Raw genomic sequence first — 15,112 nt, 5'->3', positions numbered from 1 at the left:
TCGCGTTTCTCGCGCTCCGGATGGAGGAAAAGTATCCGAGGACGGTCGTACGACCGTTATGACCAGCGCTTGAGCCTTCGTACGTGTTCAGGCGGAATCCATCCGTGAGTTCCCCCCGACTCTCGCGAGGAGGGGTGATGAGCCATTTCCGGGCACTCCGGCAGCCCGCCACCGAAGGCGGCCATCCGCCGACGTGGCGCAGCCGCCGCCACGCGTCCGCGCGGCGATGACGAGGCGACCTGGCCGGACCGGTTGACACACCGGTACGGCCGCCCGCTCCGGCCCGGACTCCCGCGTCCGGGCTCCCGTCCGCTGGAGAGCCGAATGTTCCTTAACCAGATGCTCACGACGTCCGCGGCCCTGCTGCGCGGCGTGCTGCCCGAACCGCTCCGGGATCTGTTTCCGAGCCCTCGCGAGGTGCGCCGTTGCCCGGGCGGCCTGCGCATCGACCTGCGGGGGATCGGCCGGCCCGGCTCCGAGGACGCTGCCGGGCGGCTGGAGGAGCGGCTGCGGGCCGTCCCCGGCGTGGAGCGTGCGGAGGTCAACGGCCGCATCGGCGCAGTCTTCGTCGCCTGCGATCCCGAGCGGACCGACCAGGACCGGTTGCTGGCCGTCGTCACCGAACTCGACGAGCAGGAGGAGCACGCCCACGAGAGCCCCGTCCATCTCGTGGAGGAGCACCTGCGGGCGACCGTGCGGCTGACGGCCGGTGTCGCCGGAATCGGGCTGATCTTCCTGGGCAAGGCGATCCGGGCCCCTCAGCTGCCGGCGGCCGTGCCCGCGTTGCTGCACCTGGCCGACGCCACGCCCGCCATCCGCGAGCAGCTCGACCGCCGGCTCGGGCGCCGTCCCACCGACGCCCTGTTCACCACCGCCGGCCTCGTCACCCAGACGCTCACGCTCCGTCCCACGGCGCTGTTCGTGCAGGCCGTCGCCAACGTGGGCCGCTACATCGAGACCAGGGCCAGCCGGTACGCCTGGGAGAGACTGGAGGAACGGCTGGCCACGCGTCCGGGGGCCTACCACCACATCAGGGCCGAGAGCCGGCGGCGGCCGGTTCCTCTGCCGCACGGCCCGATCGAGCGGTACGCCGACCTGGTCGCCCCGCTCAGCGCCGCCGCCTACGCGGTGACCCGGGTGTTCACGCGGGGCGAACGGGCCGTGGCCATCCTCGTGTCCGCCACCCCGAGGGTCGCCGACCTCAGCCGGGACGCGTTCGCCGGCGCGATCAGCCGCGCGCTCGGAAAACACGACACGGTCGTCTTCGACGCCGAATGCCTGCGTGCGATGGACCGCGTCGACACGATCGTCCTGCACGCCGACGCTCTGACGACCGGCTCGTGGACGATCGACCGCGTCGAGCCGCTGCTGGCGGGACAGGACACCGACGAGCTGTACTCCCGGCTCTACTCCCTCATCGACTTCTCCGACCCAGGCGGCGCCCGGACCGCGGACGGCTGGTCGGTCCGGCCGCTGCCGGACCCGGAAGACCTGCTCGCCGACGCCGCCGTCTGGCGGTCGCGCGGGCTGCGAGCGGTGGAGGTGTCCAGGGGCGGCACCCGGGTCGCCGTCGCCGGTCTCACCCAGGAGATCGACGCCCTGGCCGTGCCCATCGTCGGCGCGGCCAAGGCGGCAGGCACCGTCCTGCTCGCGGGTGGCGACGAGGGCGGCTACGAGGGCTTGGCGCAGCGCCTGGCTATCGGCCGTACGCTGCCGGGCGGCGCCGAGCTCGGCCGGCACGTGCACGACCTGCAGGAGCGAGGCCACTGCGTGGTCGTCGTGTCGCGGGGCGCCTGGCAGTCGCTCGCCCAGGCCGACATCGGCGTCGGGGTGATCGATCCCGCGGCCGTCGAGCCCGGATGCATCGTGCCATGGGACGCCGACATCGCCGGCGAGCTGCACAGCGCGCACCTGCTCCTGCGCTGCCTGCCCCGGGCGCGCGCCAACAGCGGGAACGCCGTACGGCTCGGCGCGGCCGGCGCGGTCGTCGGCACCCTGCTGGCCGTCGCGGGCCCGGCCGCCACCGCCCTGCGCCGGGCGCAGCTCGCCGGCGCCGCCGTCTCGCTGGCCGCCATCGTGCTGGGCGAGTGGGGCGGGCAGAGCGCCGGGCGCATCCCCACCCCGCCGCGCGCCGACACCACCCCGTGGCACGCCATGTCCGCCGAAGAGGTGCTCGCACGGCTCCGTTCCTCCCCCGACGGCATCGGCGAACAGGAGGCGGGCAGGCGCCGTACGGAGGCCGCGCCCGAGGCGGCGGAAAGACCGCACTCGCTGGCCCGCGCCACCGTGGAGGAGCTGGCCAATCCGCTCACGCCCGCCCTCGCCACCGGCGCGGGCATATCCGCCCTCGTCGGCTCGGCCCTCGACGCCGTGCTGATCAGCGGCGTCATGGTCATCAACGCGTTCCTCGGCGGCGTGCAGCGGTTCAAGGCCGACCGGGCGCTGCATCGCCTGACCGAGTCGACCGAGGTCCTCGTACGGCTGCACCGGCCCGGGGGAGTCGTCGAGACGACCAAGGACGAGCTCGCGCCCGGCGACGTCATCGAGCTGCGCGCCGGAGACGCCGTGCCCGCCGACGCCCGCGTCATCAAGGCCGTGGGACTGGAGGTGGACGAGTCCACGCTGACCGGCGAGTCGCAGCTCGTGGCCAAGACCGCCGCGCCGACCGTGGCGGCGGCCATCGCGGACCGCAGCTCGATGGTCTACCAGGGCACGTCGATCGCGGCGGGCAGCGGGCGTGCGGTTGTCGTCGCGACCGGCGGCATGACCGAGTCGGGGCGCAGCGCCAGGCTGGCGGGCGAGCCGAGCCCGCCCACGGGCGTGGAGCTGCGCCTGCGTGAGCTGAGCCGCCGCATCCTGCCGCTGTCGATCGCCTCCGGAGTGATGCTGCTCGTCACCGACCTCCTGCGCGGACGGCCGCTGGCCGCCGCGCTCACGCCCGCCGTCAGCCTGACGGTCGCCGCCGTGCCCGAGGGGCTTCCGTTCGTCGCCACCGTGGCGGAGCTGGCCGCGGCGCGGCGGCTGTCCAGGCGCGCCGCACTGGTGCGCAACCCCTCCACGATCGAGGCCCTGGGCCGGGTCAACGTGCTGTGTTTCGACAAGACGGGCACGCTGACCGAGGGCCGCATCAGCCTGCGTCACGTGTCGGACGGGCGGGCGGGCCGCCCGGTGGAGGAGATCGCCGAGGAGGCGGACACCACGCTGCGTCGCGTCCTCGCCGCGGCCGTGCGGGCCAGTCCCAAGTCCGGCGGGGGACGGGTGATCGCCCACCCGACCGACCGCGCCGTGCTGGACGGCGCGCACCGGCTGGGCGTCACGCCCCAGGAAGGGTTCGAACGCTGGGAGCGCGTGGACGAGATGCCCTTCGAGCCGGGCCGCGGCTATCACGCCGTGCTCGGCCGCACCGAGGACGGGCACCTGCTCAGTGTGAAGGGCGCTCCCGAGATCGTGCTCGACCACTGCGTCACGGTGCACCGCGACACCGGGCCGGTCCCCTGCGACGAGGCCGTACGAACGGAGCTGGGGCGCGAGGTGGAGCGGCTGGCCAGGCAGGGCTACCGCGTGCTCGCGGTCGCGCAGCGGCCCGCCTCCGACCGGAGCGACCTCGACGAGTCACGCATCGAGGAGCTGTGCTTCCTCGGCTTCCTCGGCCTCGCCGACCCGGTCAGGTCCACCGCCGCGGAGAGCGTCAGGCGCCTCACCCGGGCCGGGGTGCGGATCGTCATGGTCACCGGCGACCACCCCAGCACCGCCGAGGCGATCGCGGTCGAGCTGGACGCGCTGAACGGCCAGCGCGTCATGACCGGCCCTGAGCTGGACGAGCTGGACGACGAGACGCTGACCAAGGTGCTGCCCGAGGTGGCGGTCTTCGCCAGGACCACCCCCGCGCACAAGGCCAGGATCGTCACGTGCCTGCGGCGGGCCGGGGAGGTCGTCGCCGTCACCGGAGACGGCGCCAACGACGCGCCCGCCATCCGCACCGCCGACGTGGGGATCGCCCTGGGGTCCCGCGCGACGCCCGCCGCGCGGGCCGCCGCCGATCTCGTCGTCACCGACGACCGCATCGAGACGATCGTGGACGCGATCGTCGAGGGCAGGGCGATGTGGACCTCGGTGCGCGACTCGCTGAGCATCCTTCTCGGCGGCAACGTCGGCGAGATCGCGTTCACCGTGGGAACCAACCTGCTGGCCGGCGGCAGCGCGCTCAACGCCCGGCAGCTGCTGCTGGTCAATCTCCTCACCGACATGGTGCCGGCCATGGCGGTCGCCGTACGGCCGCCCGCGTCGACCGATCCGGACAAGCTGCTCGCCGAGGGCCCCGAGGCGTCGCTCGGCGAGTCGCTGACCCGCGACATCTACCTGCGTGCGGCGGTCACGACGGCGGGGGCGACGGCCGCGTGGATCCTGGGGCGCATGACCGGAACCCGCACGCGGGCGAACACCATCGGCCTGGTCGCGCTCGTGTCCGCGCAGCTCCTGCAGACGCTCTCGGGCGGCGGCAGGGACAGGATCGTCGTGCTCGCGGCGCTGTCGTCCCTGGCCGTCCTGTGGCTCATCGTCACGGTGCCGGGGGTCAGCGCGGTCTTCGGCTGCCGGCCGCTCGGCCCGGCGGGCTGGGTGATCGGGCTGGGCAGCGCGGCCGCCGCCACGCTGGTGGGGATGCTCGTTCAGCGCCCGGTCAGGGAGGCGACGACCCGCGCCGAGGCCGAACGCCGCAGAGCCGCGGCCCACCTCCCCGTCCCGGCCTGACCGGATCGCACCGGCCTGACCGGATCGCATCGGCGTTCACCGCGCCGGCCGGCACGGCGCCCGCCCACCGCGGCCGGGCGCGCACCAGGGCGCTCAGCGGGAGACGACGCTCACCAGGGGGCGGGCGTTCCGTCCCAGGAGAAGAAGCCGCCGGTGGGACCGTCGTCGGGCAGCAGGGCCAGCCTGACGGCGCCGGCCGCGCCCTCGGCCGGATCTCCCCCGATGGCGGCGGCACGCGGGGCGAGATCGGTCGCCCGCACTCCCGGGGCCGGCGCGTTCACCTTGAACCCCTCGGCCGCGAGGGCCTGGGCGTAGAGCAGCGTCAGCGCGTTGAGCGCCGTCTTGGAGGACCGGTACGCCGCGGTGGAGCCGGCCGAGACGGCGAAGTGACGCTCCGGATCCGCACTCCACGTCAGCGATCCGGTGCCGCTGGAGACGTTGACGATGCGGGGCCGGGCCGAGCGGCGCAGCGCCGGCAGGAAGGCGTTGGTGACCGCGAGGACGCCGAAGAGGTTCGTCTCGAACGTACGGCGGAAGCTGTCGACGTCGGCCTCGGGCGCGGGGCGGCTGTCCACCTGGACGCCGGCGTTGTTGACCACCGACGAGCGCCGCCGCACCCCCGGCCTGCGCCGGGAGGAGGTCGCCGACCTGGCCCACATGGCCCGGCGGCGTTTCCTCGGCCACCACCACGAGAGCTCGAGCGCCGAGCAGTTCGGCCACATCGTGGTGTCCCGGCTGCGCCGCGCCGCGCAACGTTATCCCCGCGACGAGGCGCTCGGCCGGCTGCTCGCGGACCTGCGTGCGGGCAGCGAGGAGTTCACGCGCATATGGGATGCCGATCCGGTGCACGACCCCGGTCACCGCAGCAAGGTCGTCGACCACCCGCGGGCGGGGCGGCTGCACCTGAACTGCGACGTGCTCGCCATCCCCGGCGACGACCAGCAGGTGGTGTTCGTCACGGCCGACCCCGGCACCCCGTCCGAGCGGGCCCTGCGCCGCCTGCTCGCCGCGTGAGCGAGACGGCCGGTCCCGTCAGACCCGGCGGATGACGGAAAGACGCCGGCGACGGGTCCCCGGCGCCGTCAGCGGTGGCGGCGGTGCGCCTTGCCGCCGTGGCGGTGCTTGTTCCCCCAACCCCGAACGGCGTGGTGCTGCCGCGCCGCGTGGCCGTGGAACTTGTGGGCGCGCGGGTGGTGGGCGAGCGGCTTGTCCGTCACCTTGAACTTCTGGAATCCGAAGTCGGGCAGCGTGATCGGCTTGGAGGGGTCGTCCGAGATCGGGACGACCACCACGTCGTGGCGCACGCCGTCCTTGCCCTTCAGGTGGTAGACGGCCTGCTTCGGTTCGCTGGGCGGTGCCATGACGGCAGCGGGCCGCGCGGCGACCGGCATGGCGACCGGCGCGTACCCCGAACCGTAGCCGGGGGCGTAGTCGGGGCCGGTGGGGCCGTAGCCGGGGTTGCTGACCACTGTGTCGGGCGGCGCGGCCGCGAGCGGCGCCGCGCCGCCCGCGGACGTGCCGGCGGACGGCGCGGGGTCGGCGGACACGGCCGGTCCGGCGATCAGGGTCGCGGCGAGGGCGGCGGCGGCCGAGTAGATGATCATGAGTCTCCCCCGAGGTCACGGATCGTATGAGGAAGACGGTAGGCAGGGCGTCACCGCCGATCACGCGGGCCGCGTCCAATGTCCGGTCAAAGTTGAAACTTGCCCATCATGATCATCGGCCGGCCCGTCCGCCGCTCCGCCACCCGTCCGCCCGAACGCCCGGCAGAGCCGCACGCCACCCCGTGGGTCTCAGCAGAGCAGCGGGCTCAGCGCAGGAGGCTCAGCGCAGGAGGCTCAGCGCAGGAGGCTCAGCGCAGGAGGCTCAGCGCAGCGGGCTCAGGTGGACGACCTTGGTGTGGGTCATCTCGTCGAGCAGTTCAGGGCCGTACCCGAAGCCGTGCCCGCTGGCGCGCAGTGGCTGGGCCGCGCCTCCCGGGGCTCCGCCGAAGACAGCGTTGATCTTCACCGTGCCCACCGGCAGCTCGCGCCAGGCGCGCTGGGCGTTGGCCATCGACGGGGTGAGGACGGTGGCCGCCAGGCCGTACCGCGACTCGCGGGCCAGCTCCAGCGCCTCGTCGAACGACTCGACCACCCGCACCGCCGCGACCGGCCCGAACGTCTCCTCGCGCATGACGTCCATGTTCTCCGTGCAGTCGGCCAGGACGGTCGGCGGGTAGAAGGCCCCCGGCCCCTCGGGCACGTACCCGCCGGTCAGCAGCCGTGCGCCCGCCTCGATCGCGCCGCGTACGTGCCGGTCCACGACGTCGCGCTGGGCCCGGTCGACGAGCGGCCCCAGCGTGGTCTCCTCGTTCGTGCCGGGCCCCACGCGCAGCTCCTCGGCCCGCTGCACGAGCGCGGCGAGGAACTCCTCGGCGACGTCGCGGTGCACGTAGACGCGCTCGGTGGAGGTGCAGATCTGCCCCGCGTTGGCGAAGCATCCGGTCGCCGCCTGTCCCGCGGCCCACTTCACGTCCACGCCCGCGTCGACGATGAGCGGGTCCTTGCCGCCGTTCTCCAGCAGGGTCTTCGCACCGGTGCGCGCGGCCACGGCGGCGATGGCCCGGCCCGCGGCGGTCGAGCCGACGTGCGCGACGAGGTCGACGCCCGGGTGCGCGGCCAGGGCCTCACCCGGATGCCTGTCCCCCGGCACCATGGTCAGCACGCCCGGCGGCAGCTCCGCCGCCATCAGCTCGGCGAGCAGCGCCCCGGTGTGCGGCGTACGCTCCGACGGCTTGTGCACGACCGTGTTGCCGGTCACCACGGCCGCGCCGGCGAGCCCGCAGGCGATGGCCACCGGGTCGTTCCAGGGGGTGATCACGGCGACGACACCGCGCGGCTCGTGCACCATGAGGTCGGTGGCGTCCCAGCCGCCCTGCAGGCTCCGGCCACGGTGCAGCGGCCCCAGCTCGGCGTACTGCCGCAGCGTGCCGATCCCCGCCGCCACGCCGCCACGGCTGTCGCCGATCGGCTTGCCCATCTCCCTGGTCACCAGCTCGGCCAGCTCGTCCGCGCGGGCCTCGATCCGGTCGGCCATGCGGTGCAGGCACGCGGCCCGCTCGGCGGGAGCCGTACGGGCCCAGCCGGGCTGGGCGCGGCGGGCCGAGCCGACCGCCCGTTCCACGTCCTCCGCGCACCCGGCGGGGAAGTCGCCCACCGGCTCCCCCGTGGCCGGATCGGAGATCGTGCGGTCTCGCTCGTTCGCGCTCGCCGTCCACTCGCCGTCGGTCAGCACCCAGCGATCCCTGTCCCGCACCCCGGTTCTCCTCCCGCGACTCGCACAGCTGGGATCGCTCTACCCTCCGGCGCGTACGGATATCACCCGGCTTCTTCACTTTCCGTATGCGACGACCGACAACGGTCAGCGCCGCGGGCGGCCGGTCAGCGCGGCGGTCACCTCGTGCGCCCGCTCGTTCAGCCGGGCGACGAACTCGATGAGCAGGGCGAGCTGCTCGTCGTCGTAGTCGGCGGCGATGGCCCGGAACTCCGACTCGACCAGGGCGAAGATCTCCTCCAGCGCCGTCTCGTGCCGTCCCGTCGAGCGGATCAGCACCTTGCGGCGGTCGAGGCCGTCCCGTCGGCGCTCGACGAAGCCCCCGCGTTCGAGCCGGTCGATCAGAGACGTGACGGCCGACGTGCTCAGGCCGGTGAGCTCGGCCAGCCGCCCCGCGGTCAGCTCCGGCTCGTGGCGGGCCAGATCGAGGCACTTCAAGTCGGTCGGCCCGAGCCCGAACCGGTCGGCGATGGCCTGATGCAGCACGACCCCGCGGCCGGCGTTCTCGCGCATCGCCTCCATGAGCGACCGCAGCATCTCGGATCTGTGCCTTGACACGACGACTCCACCGGGCTCATAAAGAAAAAGATATCTCGATGAATCGAGATTTCCTACCCATCGAACGACTTTCCCGTCGCCCCAGGGAGTACATCATGGCAGCGGAATCCGTACCCGTCCTCGTCGCCGGAGCCGGCCTGGCCGGGCTGTCCACCGCGATGTTCCTCGGCCTCCACGGGGTTCCCGCCCTCGTGGTGGAACGTCACGCGGGCCTGTCCGTCCAGCCCAAGGCCCGGGGGCAGATGCCCGCCACCATGGAGGCTCTCGCCACGGCCGGGGTGGCCGAGCGGTTCGCCGCGGCGGCGCCGCCCGGGAAGAACCTGGGCGTCATCGTCATCGCCGAGAGCGTCACCGGCACCGTGCTGCACGATTTCGTCGAGGCCGCGCCGGACTTCTCTCGCTTGTCCCCGATACCGATGGCCGCGACCAGCCAGGAGCGCGCCGAGCGCATCCTCGCCGGCAGGGCCGCCGAGCTCGGGGCCGAGATCAGGTTCTCCACCGCCCTGGAGTCCTTCCGGCAGGACGGCGACGAGGTCGTCGCGTCGCTCCTGGACACCGCGACCGGGCGGCGGCGGACCGTGACCTCCCGCTACCTCGTCGCCGCGGACGGCCACAAGGGCACGATCAGGGACGCCGCCGGGATCACCGTGCACGGGCGGACCTCGTCCCGGACCAGCCGATCGGTCTTCCTCCAGTTCGAGGCCGACCTCGACGCGTCGCGCAAGGACGCCGCGTTCGCCCTGTTCTACGTGCAGAATCCCGCACTGCCCGGCGGGTCGGCGACCGTGGTGACGACAGACCACCCCGGCCGCTACATCTTCAACTCCGTCTTCGCCGCGGGCGAGGAGCCCGGCCCGGACCGGCTCGCCGACATGATCCGCATCGCCTGCGGGGTGCCCGATCTCGACCTACGGATCGTGGACACCGCCTGGTCGTCCTCCGACAGGTACGTCACCCGGGTGGCCGACACCTTCCAGTCCGGACGGGTCGTCCTCGCGGGGGACGCCGCGCACCTCATGCCGCCGAGCGGCGGCCAGGGCGGCAACTCCGCCGTGATGGACGGATACCACCTCGCCTGGAGGATCGCGTACACGCTGTCGGGCGTGGCGGGCCCCGGCCTGGTCGCCTCCTATGACGCGGAACGCCGGCCGTACGCCGACGTCCTGGCCGAGCAGCAGTACGCGAACATGGTCCAGCGCCACGCTCCTCACCTGCACGACGACAGCGTGGCCGAGATCATGGATCCCGCGGTGGGACTGTTCGGATACCTCTGCCCCTCGGGCGCGTTCGTCGCGGAACCGGGCGACAGGGACGCGCTCTTCGAGGACCCGGCCTCGCCGTCGGGACGCCCGGGGGCCCGGGCGCCGCACGTGCGACTGAGCCGCGGCGGCACACCGGTCTCGACCCGCGACCTGTTCGGCACCGCGTTCACGCTCCTCGCGGGCGCGGAGGGCGACTCCTGGGAGAAGGCGGCGGCCGATGCCGCGGGCGCGGTCGGCGTCCCGCTGGAGACGCATGTCGTGGGGAGCGCGGCGGAGACGCGTGTCGTGGGGAGCGCGGCGGGTCTCGGCGACCCGGAGGGCCGGTTCCCCGCCGCGTACGGGATCACCGCCGCCGGCGCCGTGCTCGTACGGCCCGACGGAATCATCGCCTGGCGTTCGTCCGGCCACGCGGACTCCCGGGAGCTGGAGAACGCGCTCCGCACGGTCCTCGGGTGAGCGCCCCGCCGTCCGTACGAAGCCGCCGCGGAGCCGGCGAGCGGCTCAGAGGGCGGTGAAGTCGGCGAAGTCGAAGCCGGGGGACACGACGCAGCTCACCAGCACACCCTCCGTCCCGGCCGGACGGGCCGCCTGCCAGGTGCCCGCCGGCACCACCGCCTGAGGGACCTGCCCGTGCTCCACATCCGGGCCCAGGACGATCACGTCCTCCCGGCCGGGACGCTCGCCCGCGCCGCCGAGCACCAGCGTCAGCGGGCCGCCCCGATGCCACAGCCACACCTCGTCGGACCGTACGGCGTGCCACACCGATTCCTCGCCCGGCTGCAGCAGGAAGTAGATGCCCGTCGCCGTCGCCCGCCTGCCGTCGTAACCGGGCGGCTCGACGGAGACCGGCGCCCGCCACGTCTCGCGATACCACCCGCCCTCGGGGTGCGGCAGCAGGCCGAGCGCTTCGGCGATCGGGGGACGCGCCTGGACCGCCACGAACGCCCCGGTGACGTCCCGGCGCAGGAAGCGGAGCGGCGCGCCCGGGTCGTCCTCGTCCACCGCCACGACGGCGTCCGTACCCGGGAAGGCCGCGGTGGCGAGCCGCAACGCCTCCTCCTCGTCGCGGGCGGACAGCCCGGGGCCGCCGGGGTGGGCGGCCAGCGTCATCAGCAGCACGCGGCCGATCGTACGGCAGGGCGGCGCGGCGGGCCCGCGGGCCGGGTGGCCGGCCACGGGCGCCTCGACGGGAGCGCCTGCGGCGACGGCACCGCCCCGACCAGTGTTACTTGATCGTTACGGAATCGGCCGCACAAAACGGTGGTTTCACACGTTCCAAGTCAGTGCAAATCACTGCGATACACCCCCTATGAGGAGTAGACCGTGAATACCCTCCGGCGGGCGGCCCACGTCACACTCACCGTCGCCGCCATCGCCGTCGCTACGGCCTGCTCGGCGGGAGGCACACCCACCCCCGCCGCATCAGTCACTGGTGCGGCCGGTACGGCCACTCAGGCTCCGGCCACTCAGGCCCCTGGCGCCAAGACGGCGGCACTCGCCCCGCGCGCGGCGTCCAAGACGGCACGCAAGGCGGGAAGGCCGAAGCTCGGCATCGCCGACATCACGCCCATGGGCGAGAAGGTCGAGCGCGTCGGCGTCGGTTTCCCGATCATCGTCACCTTCGACCGGACGGTCCGCGACCGGGCGGCCGCGGAAGCGGTGCTGCAGGTCCAGGCGGACAAGCCCGTCGAGGGCGCCTGGCGATGGGTCTCCGACCGCAAGGTCGTCTACCGCACCAAGACCTACTGGAAACCGCATCAGAAGGTCCTTTTCTCCGCACACCTGAGCCAGATCCCCGGCAACGAGGCCGCCAAGGACGTCTCGCGCCGCTTCGCCGTCGGCACCGCCAACATCTCGGTGGTCGACACCAAGAGGCACGTGATGAAGGTGCGCCGCGACGGGAAGCTGGCCAAGACCATCCCGATCAGCGCGGGCCGCGGCGGCCTGCCGCGGAACGGCGTCGACGTCTACCTCACGACCACCGGCGTGCACCTCGCGATGGGCAAGAAGCGGGTCGAGACGATGACCTCGTCCTGGCTCGGTGTCACCGACCCCAAGGACCCGCTCTACTACAAGCTGGAGATCCCCTGGGCGGTCCGGATCTCCGACAGCGGCGAGTACGTCCACCAGAGCGCGGGCGACTACCAGTTCCTGGGCAAGTCGAACCAGAGCCACGGGTGCGTGCGCGCCACGCCCGCCGGGGCCAAGTGGTTCTACGGCATCAGCCAGCGCGGTGACGTCATCACGGTCACCGGCACCAAGCGCAAGCTCGACTGGCGCAACGGCTGGAGCTACTGGCAGCTGAGCTGGAACCAGTGGAAGCGCGGCAGCGCGCTGCCCGCCGGTGCCGCCTCGGCGACGCCCTCGCCCTCGGCCTCCCCGTCCGCCGACGAGGACGCCCTGCAGGGATAGACCGTCCGCTCTTCACGGCGCTCCCACCCCCGGGCCGTACGGCCCCGGGGTGGGAGCGCCGCGTGCTTTCCTGCGCCTCTTGCGCCAGATCGGGCATCAGGCCGTGAGAGACCTCCAGGACTCCACGGTCGCTTCGGCGATGGTCTGTATGCGCCGGCCGTACGCCTGATGCCCGTCGGACACGAAACCGCCGTCGCCGCACGGCAACCCGGAGAAGCCCGCGCGGAAGGGCCCGGGGGATCCGGGTCCCGGGAGCGGCGCGTACTCCGCGAGCGGCGCCATGTCGTAGCCCGACCGCACCCCGTGCTTGTTCCGCGCCACCTGATGCGCCTGCACGCGGAGCAGCGCGTCGAGGCCCTTGTCGAGGTAGAGCTGCAGCAGGCGGAACTGCACGTCGAGGTACTTCTCATGAGCCCGGGCCGGGTGCTGCAGGAGGTACGCGCAGACCACGGCCGCGTGCCACCGGTACATCTGAGGGTCGGCCTGCTCCTCGGCCAGGATCGCGTAGAAGTAGTCCGCGCACTCGCCCAGCGGACCGGCGATGGCCCCGCAGTCGCACCGGCCCGTGGTGGAGCTGTCCGTCATGGCCCGCACCGTAGGCGGCCGGCGACAGCCGTGTCGACGGCATTTCGTGCAGGGCTCTACGCGATGCTCCCGGTCCATTGCTTTGTCGCATTCCGGTAGACCGCGTACAACTCGCTGTCGAAGTACGGCGAGACGCCGCTGTCGTACCGGCCGTCGCCGTCGGTGTCGGCCACACTGATCGTGATGCCGTTGAGATAGCCGCTACCGCTATCGTCCGCGTATTGGATCAGCCACGACGACCCGAGGGAGCCTTCGCCGGTGAACGGGGAGTCCACGCCGACGGGGCGGTCCATGCGCAGGCCCGTGACCTTCATCGCGAACGTCGATCCCGTCGACCGTTCGAGGGTCACGCCCGTGTAGGGGCGGCTGCCGTCCGGATCGGGACCGGCGGGATAACCGAGGATGTCGGCCGCCGGCGCGAGCGGCTGGTTGATCGCGAGCCCCTGGCCGCCGACGTTGTCGGCCAGCTTCCCGACATCGGTCAGCACGTCCGGAGCGGAGAAGACGACACCGTTGTAAACGTTGACGAAGGCGTAGTCGCGGTCGAAGTCCCGGATGTCGTCGAAGTCGTAGTGGCTTTCGGCCTGCTTCCCGACGTACAGGCCAAATGGGGTCGCGCCCTCCGAGTAGCCGGGGACGAAAACCCACTTGGCGAGCGCACCGGCCGGCGCCTCGATGTCCAGCAGGCAGTGTCCCGCCGTCGCGACGATGTTCCGGTATTGCGACTGCATGGCCGTGCCGGTGCACCAGTGCGGCTGGAGGTCGCTGCCGATGAAGAACACCTTGCCCGAGGTCGTGGGCATGCTCCCCTCCGGCACGGCCGGCCCCTGCAGCGGCGGGACGAGCGCCGGGGGACCCTCCGGAACGACGTCCGTGGACAGGCGCTCCCCGCCGGCCGCGGTCCGCACGGCGTACGGCGTGGCGTTCTTCAGGTTGGCGGCTCCGTCGGCGAGCCAGAACCGCGCCACCTCCTGAGCGGCCGTCACCGTGCGAGCCAGCGGGACCACCAGCACACCCGCGGCCTGCGCCGGTCCGCTGACGGCTGTGGAACCCAATACGCCCAGGCCGATGCCCAGCGCGATCAATGCACGTCTCACGGTCGATCTCCCGTCCGGTCGTGGGGCGTCTTCGCGCCCTGTCAGCGCGGAGAGCCCACCGGCCACCATGGCCGGCGACGGCATGATCGTAACCTGAATCGCGCCAATTCTTGGATCACATGTTCGAAACAAGAAGTGTCCATCTCGACGACCACGACCTAGCACGAGAGCACTGCTCTTGACATGTCCCGCGAGTCTTCAGAGCATTGCTCTCGTTGATGATCGATAGTCTCATGGAGGAGCGCATGTCACTGCTTTATTCGGGTCCGTCCCTGGCCGTCCTGCATGACGAGTACGCCGCACGGGGACGCGTCGACCCCGACGCCCAGCTGACCTCGTCGTCGCAATTGGTCGTGGACGTGCCCGTGGAGCGGGTCTGGGCGGTCATGGCCGACCTGCGGGCATGGCCGTCATGGGCCTCCCGCATCCGGATCCTCGAACTCGGCGACGTACGGCCCGGCGCGTCCTTCCGGTGGCGCCTGAACGGCGTGCCCCTGCGGTCGCGGTTCGCCGTGGTCGAGCCCCGGCGGGAACTCACCTGGACGGGCACCTTCCTCGGCCGTTACCGGGCCGTGGACCGGCACGTCCTGGAACCGCTGGAGGGCGGGCGCACGAGGATCACCGTGGAGGAGTCGCTCGCCGGTCCGCTGCTGCCGCTCTTCTACCGGGAGCCCATGCTCCGGGCCAACCACGAGCGATGGCTCGCGGATCTCGCCCGCGCCGCCGCCTGAGCCCGTCCCACCCCGGCATCGGCCCGTGGAGCCGGTACGCCCGGACCGTCTCGCGAACTGAACGCACATACACCGAAAAAGTCGGAATTTGGCTTTTCGGATAATTCCATCGCCCCAGAGTGCCTGTGGAAAAAGTCGACGGGCGATGCCGGGCGATGCTTTGATGAGCAGTAGCGAAAGAAACGCCGGTCAAAGGGCAAACACATGCTTAAGATACTTCTTCAGCAAATGGCGGCACTGCTCGACCCCGATGACGACCCGCATCTGGGCGACGACGCGCATGCCCTTGACCAGGATGACGACGCGGACGAAACGGAAGATCTGGACGACGACTTCTGACGTTTCCCCCGAAATCCCTCCACAATTCAGGAAGTCCCCAAATGACGTTCACACTCCATGACGT

12 protein-coding genes are annotated in these 15,112 nt (G+C 72.4%); 5 read left to right on the top strand and 7 right to left on the bottom strand.

Annotated elements, in window-relative coordinates; translation table 11 throughout:
- Positions 1-324: 324 nt before the first annotated feature.
- Positions 325-4,749 carry an HAD-IC family P-type ATPase gene (locus ACQPZZ_RS02285; protein WP_432928471.1) on the top strand — a complete coding sequence of 1,475 codons (4,425 nt, stop codon included), beginning with the start codon at positions 325-327 and terminating at the stop codon, positions 4,747-4,749.
- A 110-nt stretch (positions 4,750-4,859) separates the two neighbouring features.
- Here ACQPZZ_RS02285 and ACQPZZ_RS02280 read toward each other — a convergent pair whose 3' ends face one another.
- Positions 4,860-5,348, bottom strand: coding sequence for an SDR family NAD(P)-dependent oxidoreductase (locus ACQPZZ_RS02280; RefSeq protein ID WP_432928469.1), 489 nt, complete (start codon positions 5,346-5,348; stop codon positions 4,860-4,862).
- Between ACQPZZ_RS02280 and ACQPZZ_RS02275 the strand changes: the two genes are divergently transcribed.
- The gene (locus tag ACQPZZ_RS02275) at positions 5,341-5,763 is read left to right on the top strand and encodes a hypothetical protein (protein WP_432928467.1); all 423 of its coding nucleotides are present in this window, start codon (positions 5,341-5,343) and stop codon (positions 5,761-5,763) included. The genes ACQPZZ_RS02280 and ACQPZZ_RS02275 overlap by 8 nt on opposite strands.
- A gap of 68 nt (positions 5,764-5,831) precedes the next feature.
- Here ACQPZZ_RS02275 and ACQPZZ_RS02270 read toward each other — a convergent pair whose 3' ends face one another.
- From ACQPZZ_RS02270 to ACQPZZ_RS02260, 3 genes are all read right to left on the bottom strand, one after another.
- Complete coding sequence (locus ACQPZZ_RS02270; RefSeq protein WP_432928465.1) at positions 5,832-6,353, bottom strand: hypothetical protein; 522 nt, start codon at positions 6,351-6,353, stop codon at positions 5,832-5,834.
- A gap of 262 nt (positions 6,354-6,615) precedes the next feature.
- Positions 6,616-8,046 carry an aldehyde dehydrogenase family protein gene (locus ACQPZZ_RS02265; RefSeq protein WP_432928463.1) on the bottom strand — a complete coding sequence of 477 codons (1,431 nt, stop codon included), beginning with the start codon at positions 8,044-8,046 and terminating at the stop codon, positions 6,616-6,618.
- 105 nt (positions 8,047-8,151) lie between these two features.
- Positions 8,152-8,622, bottom strand: a complete 471-nt coding sequence (locus ACQPZZ_RS02260) for a MarR family winged helix-turn-helix transcriptional regulator (protein ID WP_432928461.1) — start codon at positions 8,620-8,622, stop codon at positions 8,152-8,154.
- 95 nt (positions 8,623-8,717) lie between these two features.
- On the opposite strand from ACQPZZ_RS02260, the gene ACQPZZ_RS02255 reads away from it, so the two are divergent.
- Positions 8,718-10,340 (top strand): FAD-dependent monooxygenase, encoded by a 1,623-nt coding sequence (locus ACQPZZ_RS02255; protein ID WP_432928459.1) that lies wholly within the window; start codon positions 8,718-8,720, stop codon positions 10,338-10,340.
- Between the two features lie 45 nt (positions 10,341-10,385).
- On the opposite strand, the gene ACQPZZ_RS02250 is transcribed toward ACQPZZ_RS02255, so the two are convergent.
- Positions 10,386-10,994 carry a cupin domain-containing protein gene (locus ACQPZZ_RS02250; protein WP_432934260.1) on the bottom strand — a complete coding sequence of 203 codons (609 nt, stop codon included), beginning with the start codon at positions 10,992-10,994 and terminating at the stop codon, positions 10,386-10,388.
- Between the two features lie 213 nt (positions 10,995-11,207).
- Between ACQPZZ_RS02250 and ACQPZZ_RS02245 the strand changes: the two genes are divergently transcribed.
- Complete coding sequence (locus ACQPZZ_RS02245; protein WP_432928457.1) at positions 11,208-12,296, top strand: L,D-transpeptidase; 1,089 nt, start codon at positions 11,208-11,210, stop codon at positions 12,294-12,296.
- Positions 12,297-12,392: 96 nt separating this feature from the next.
- On the opposite strand, the gene ACQPZZ_RS02240 is transcribed toward ACQPZZ_RS02245, so the two are convergent.
- Entirely contained in the window at positions 12,393-12,881 is a 489-nt protein-coding gene (locus tag ACQPZZ_RS02240) for a DUF5946 family protein (protein WP_432928455.1), read from the bottom strand.
- A gap of 56 nt (positions 12,882-12,937) precedes the next feature.
- Positions 12,938-13,978 (bottom strand): trypsin-like serine peptidase, encoded by a 1,041-nt coding sequence (locus tag ACQPZZ_RS02235; RefSeq protein ID WP_432928453.1) that lies wholly within the window; start codon positions 13,976-13,978, stop codon positions 12,938-12,940.
- Positions 13,979-14,223: 245 nt separating this feature from the next.
- Here ACQPZZ_RS02235 and ACQPZZ_RS02230 point away from each other — a divergent pair, with 245 nt between their 5' ends.
- Positions 14,224-14,709 (top strand): SRPBCC domain-containing protein, encoded by a 486-nt coding sequence (locus ACQPZZ_RS02230; protein ID WP_432928451.1) that lies wholly within the window; start codon positions 14,224-14,226, stop codon positions 14,707-14,709.
- The last annotated feature ends 403 nt before the right edge of the window (positions 14,710-15,112 follow it).

The organism is Microbispora sp. CA-135349, from assembly GCF_050947365.1.
In the GTDB taxonomy this organism is placed as follows: Bacteria; Actinomycetota; Actinomycetes; order Streptosporangiales; family Streptosporangiaceae; genus Microbispora.
This window is presented reverse-complemented; position numbering and strand designations above follow the sequence as displayed.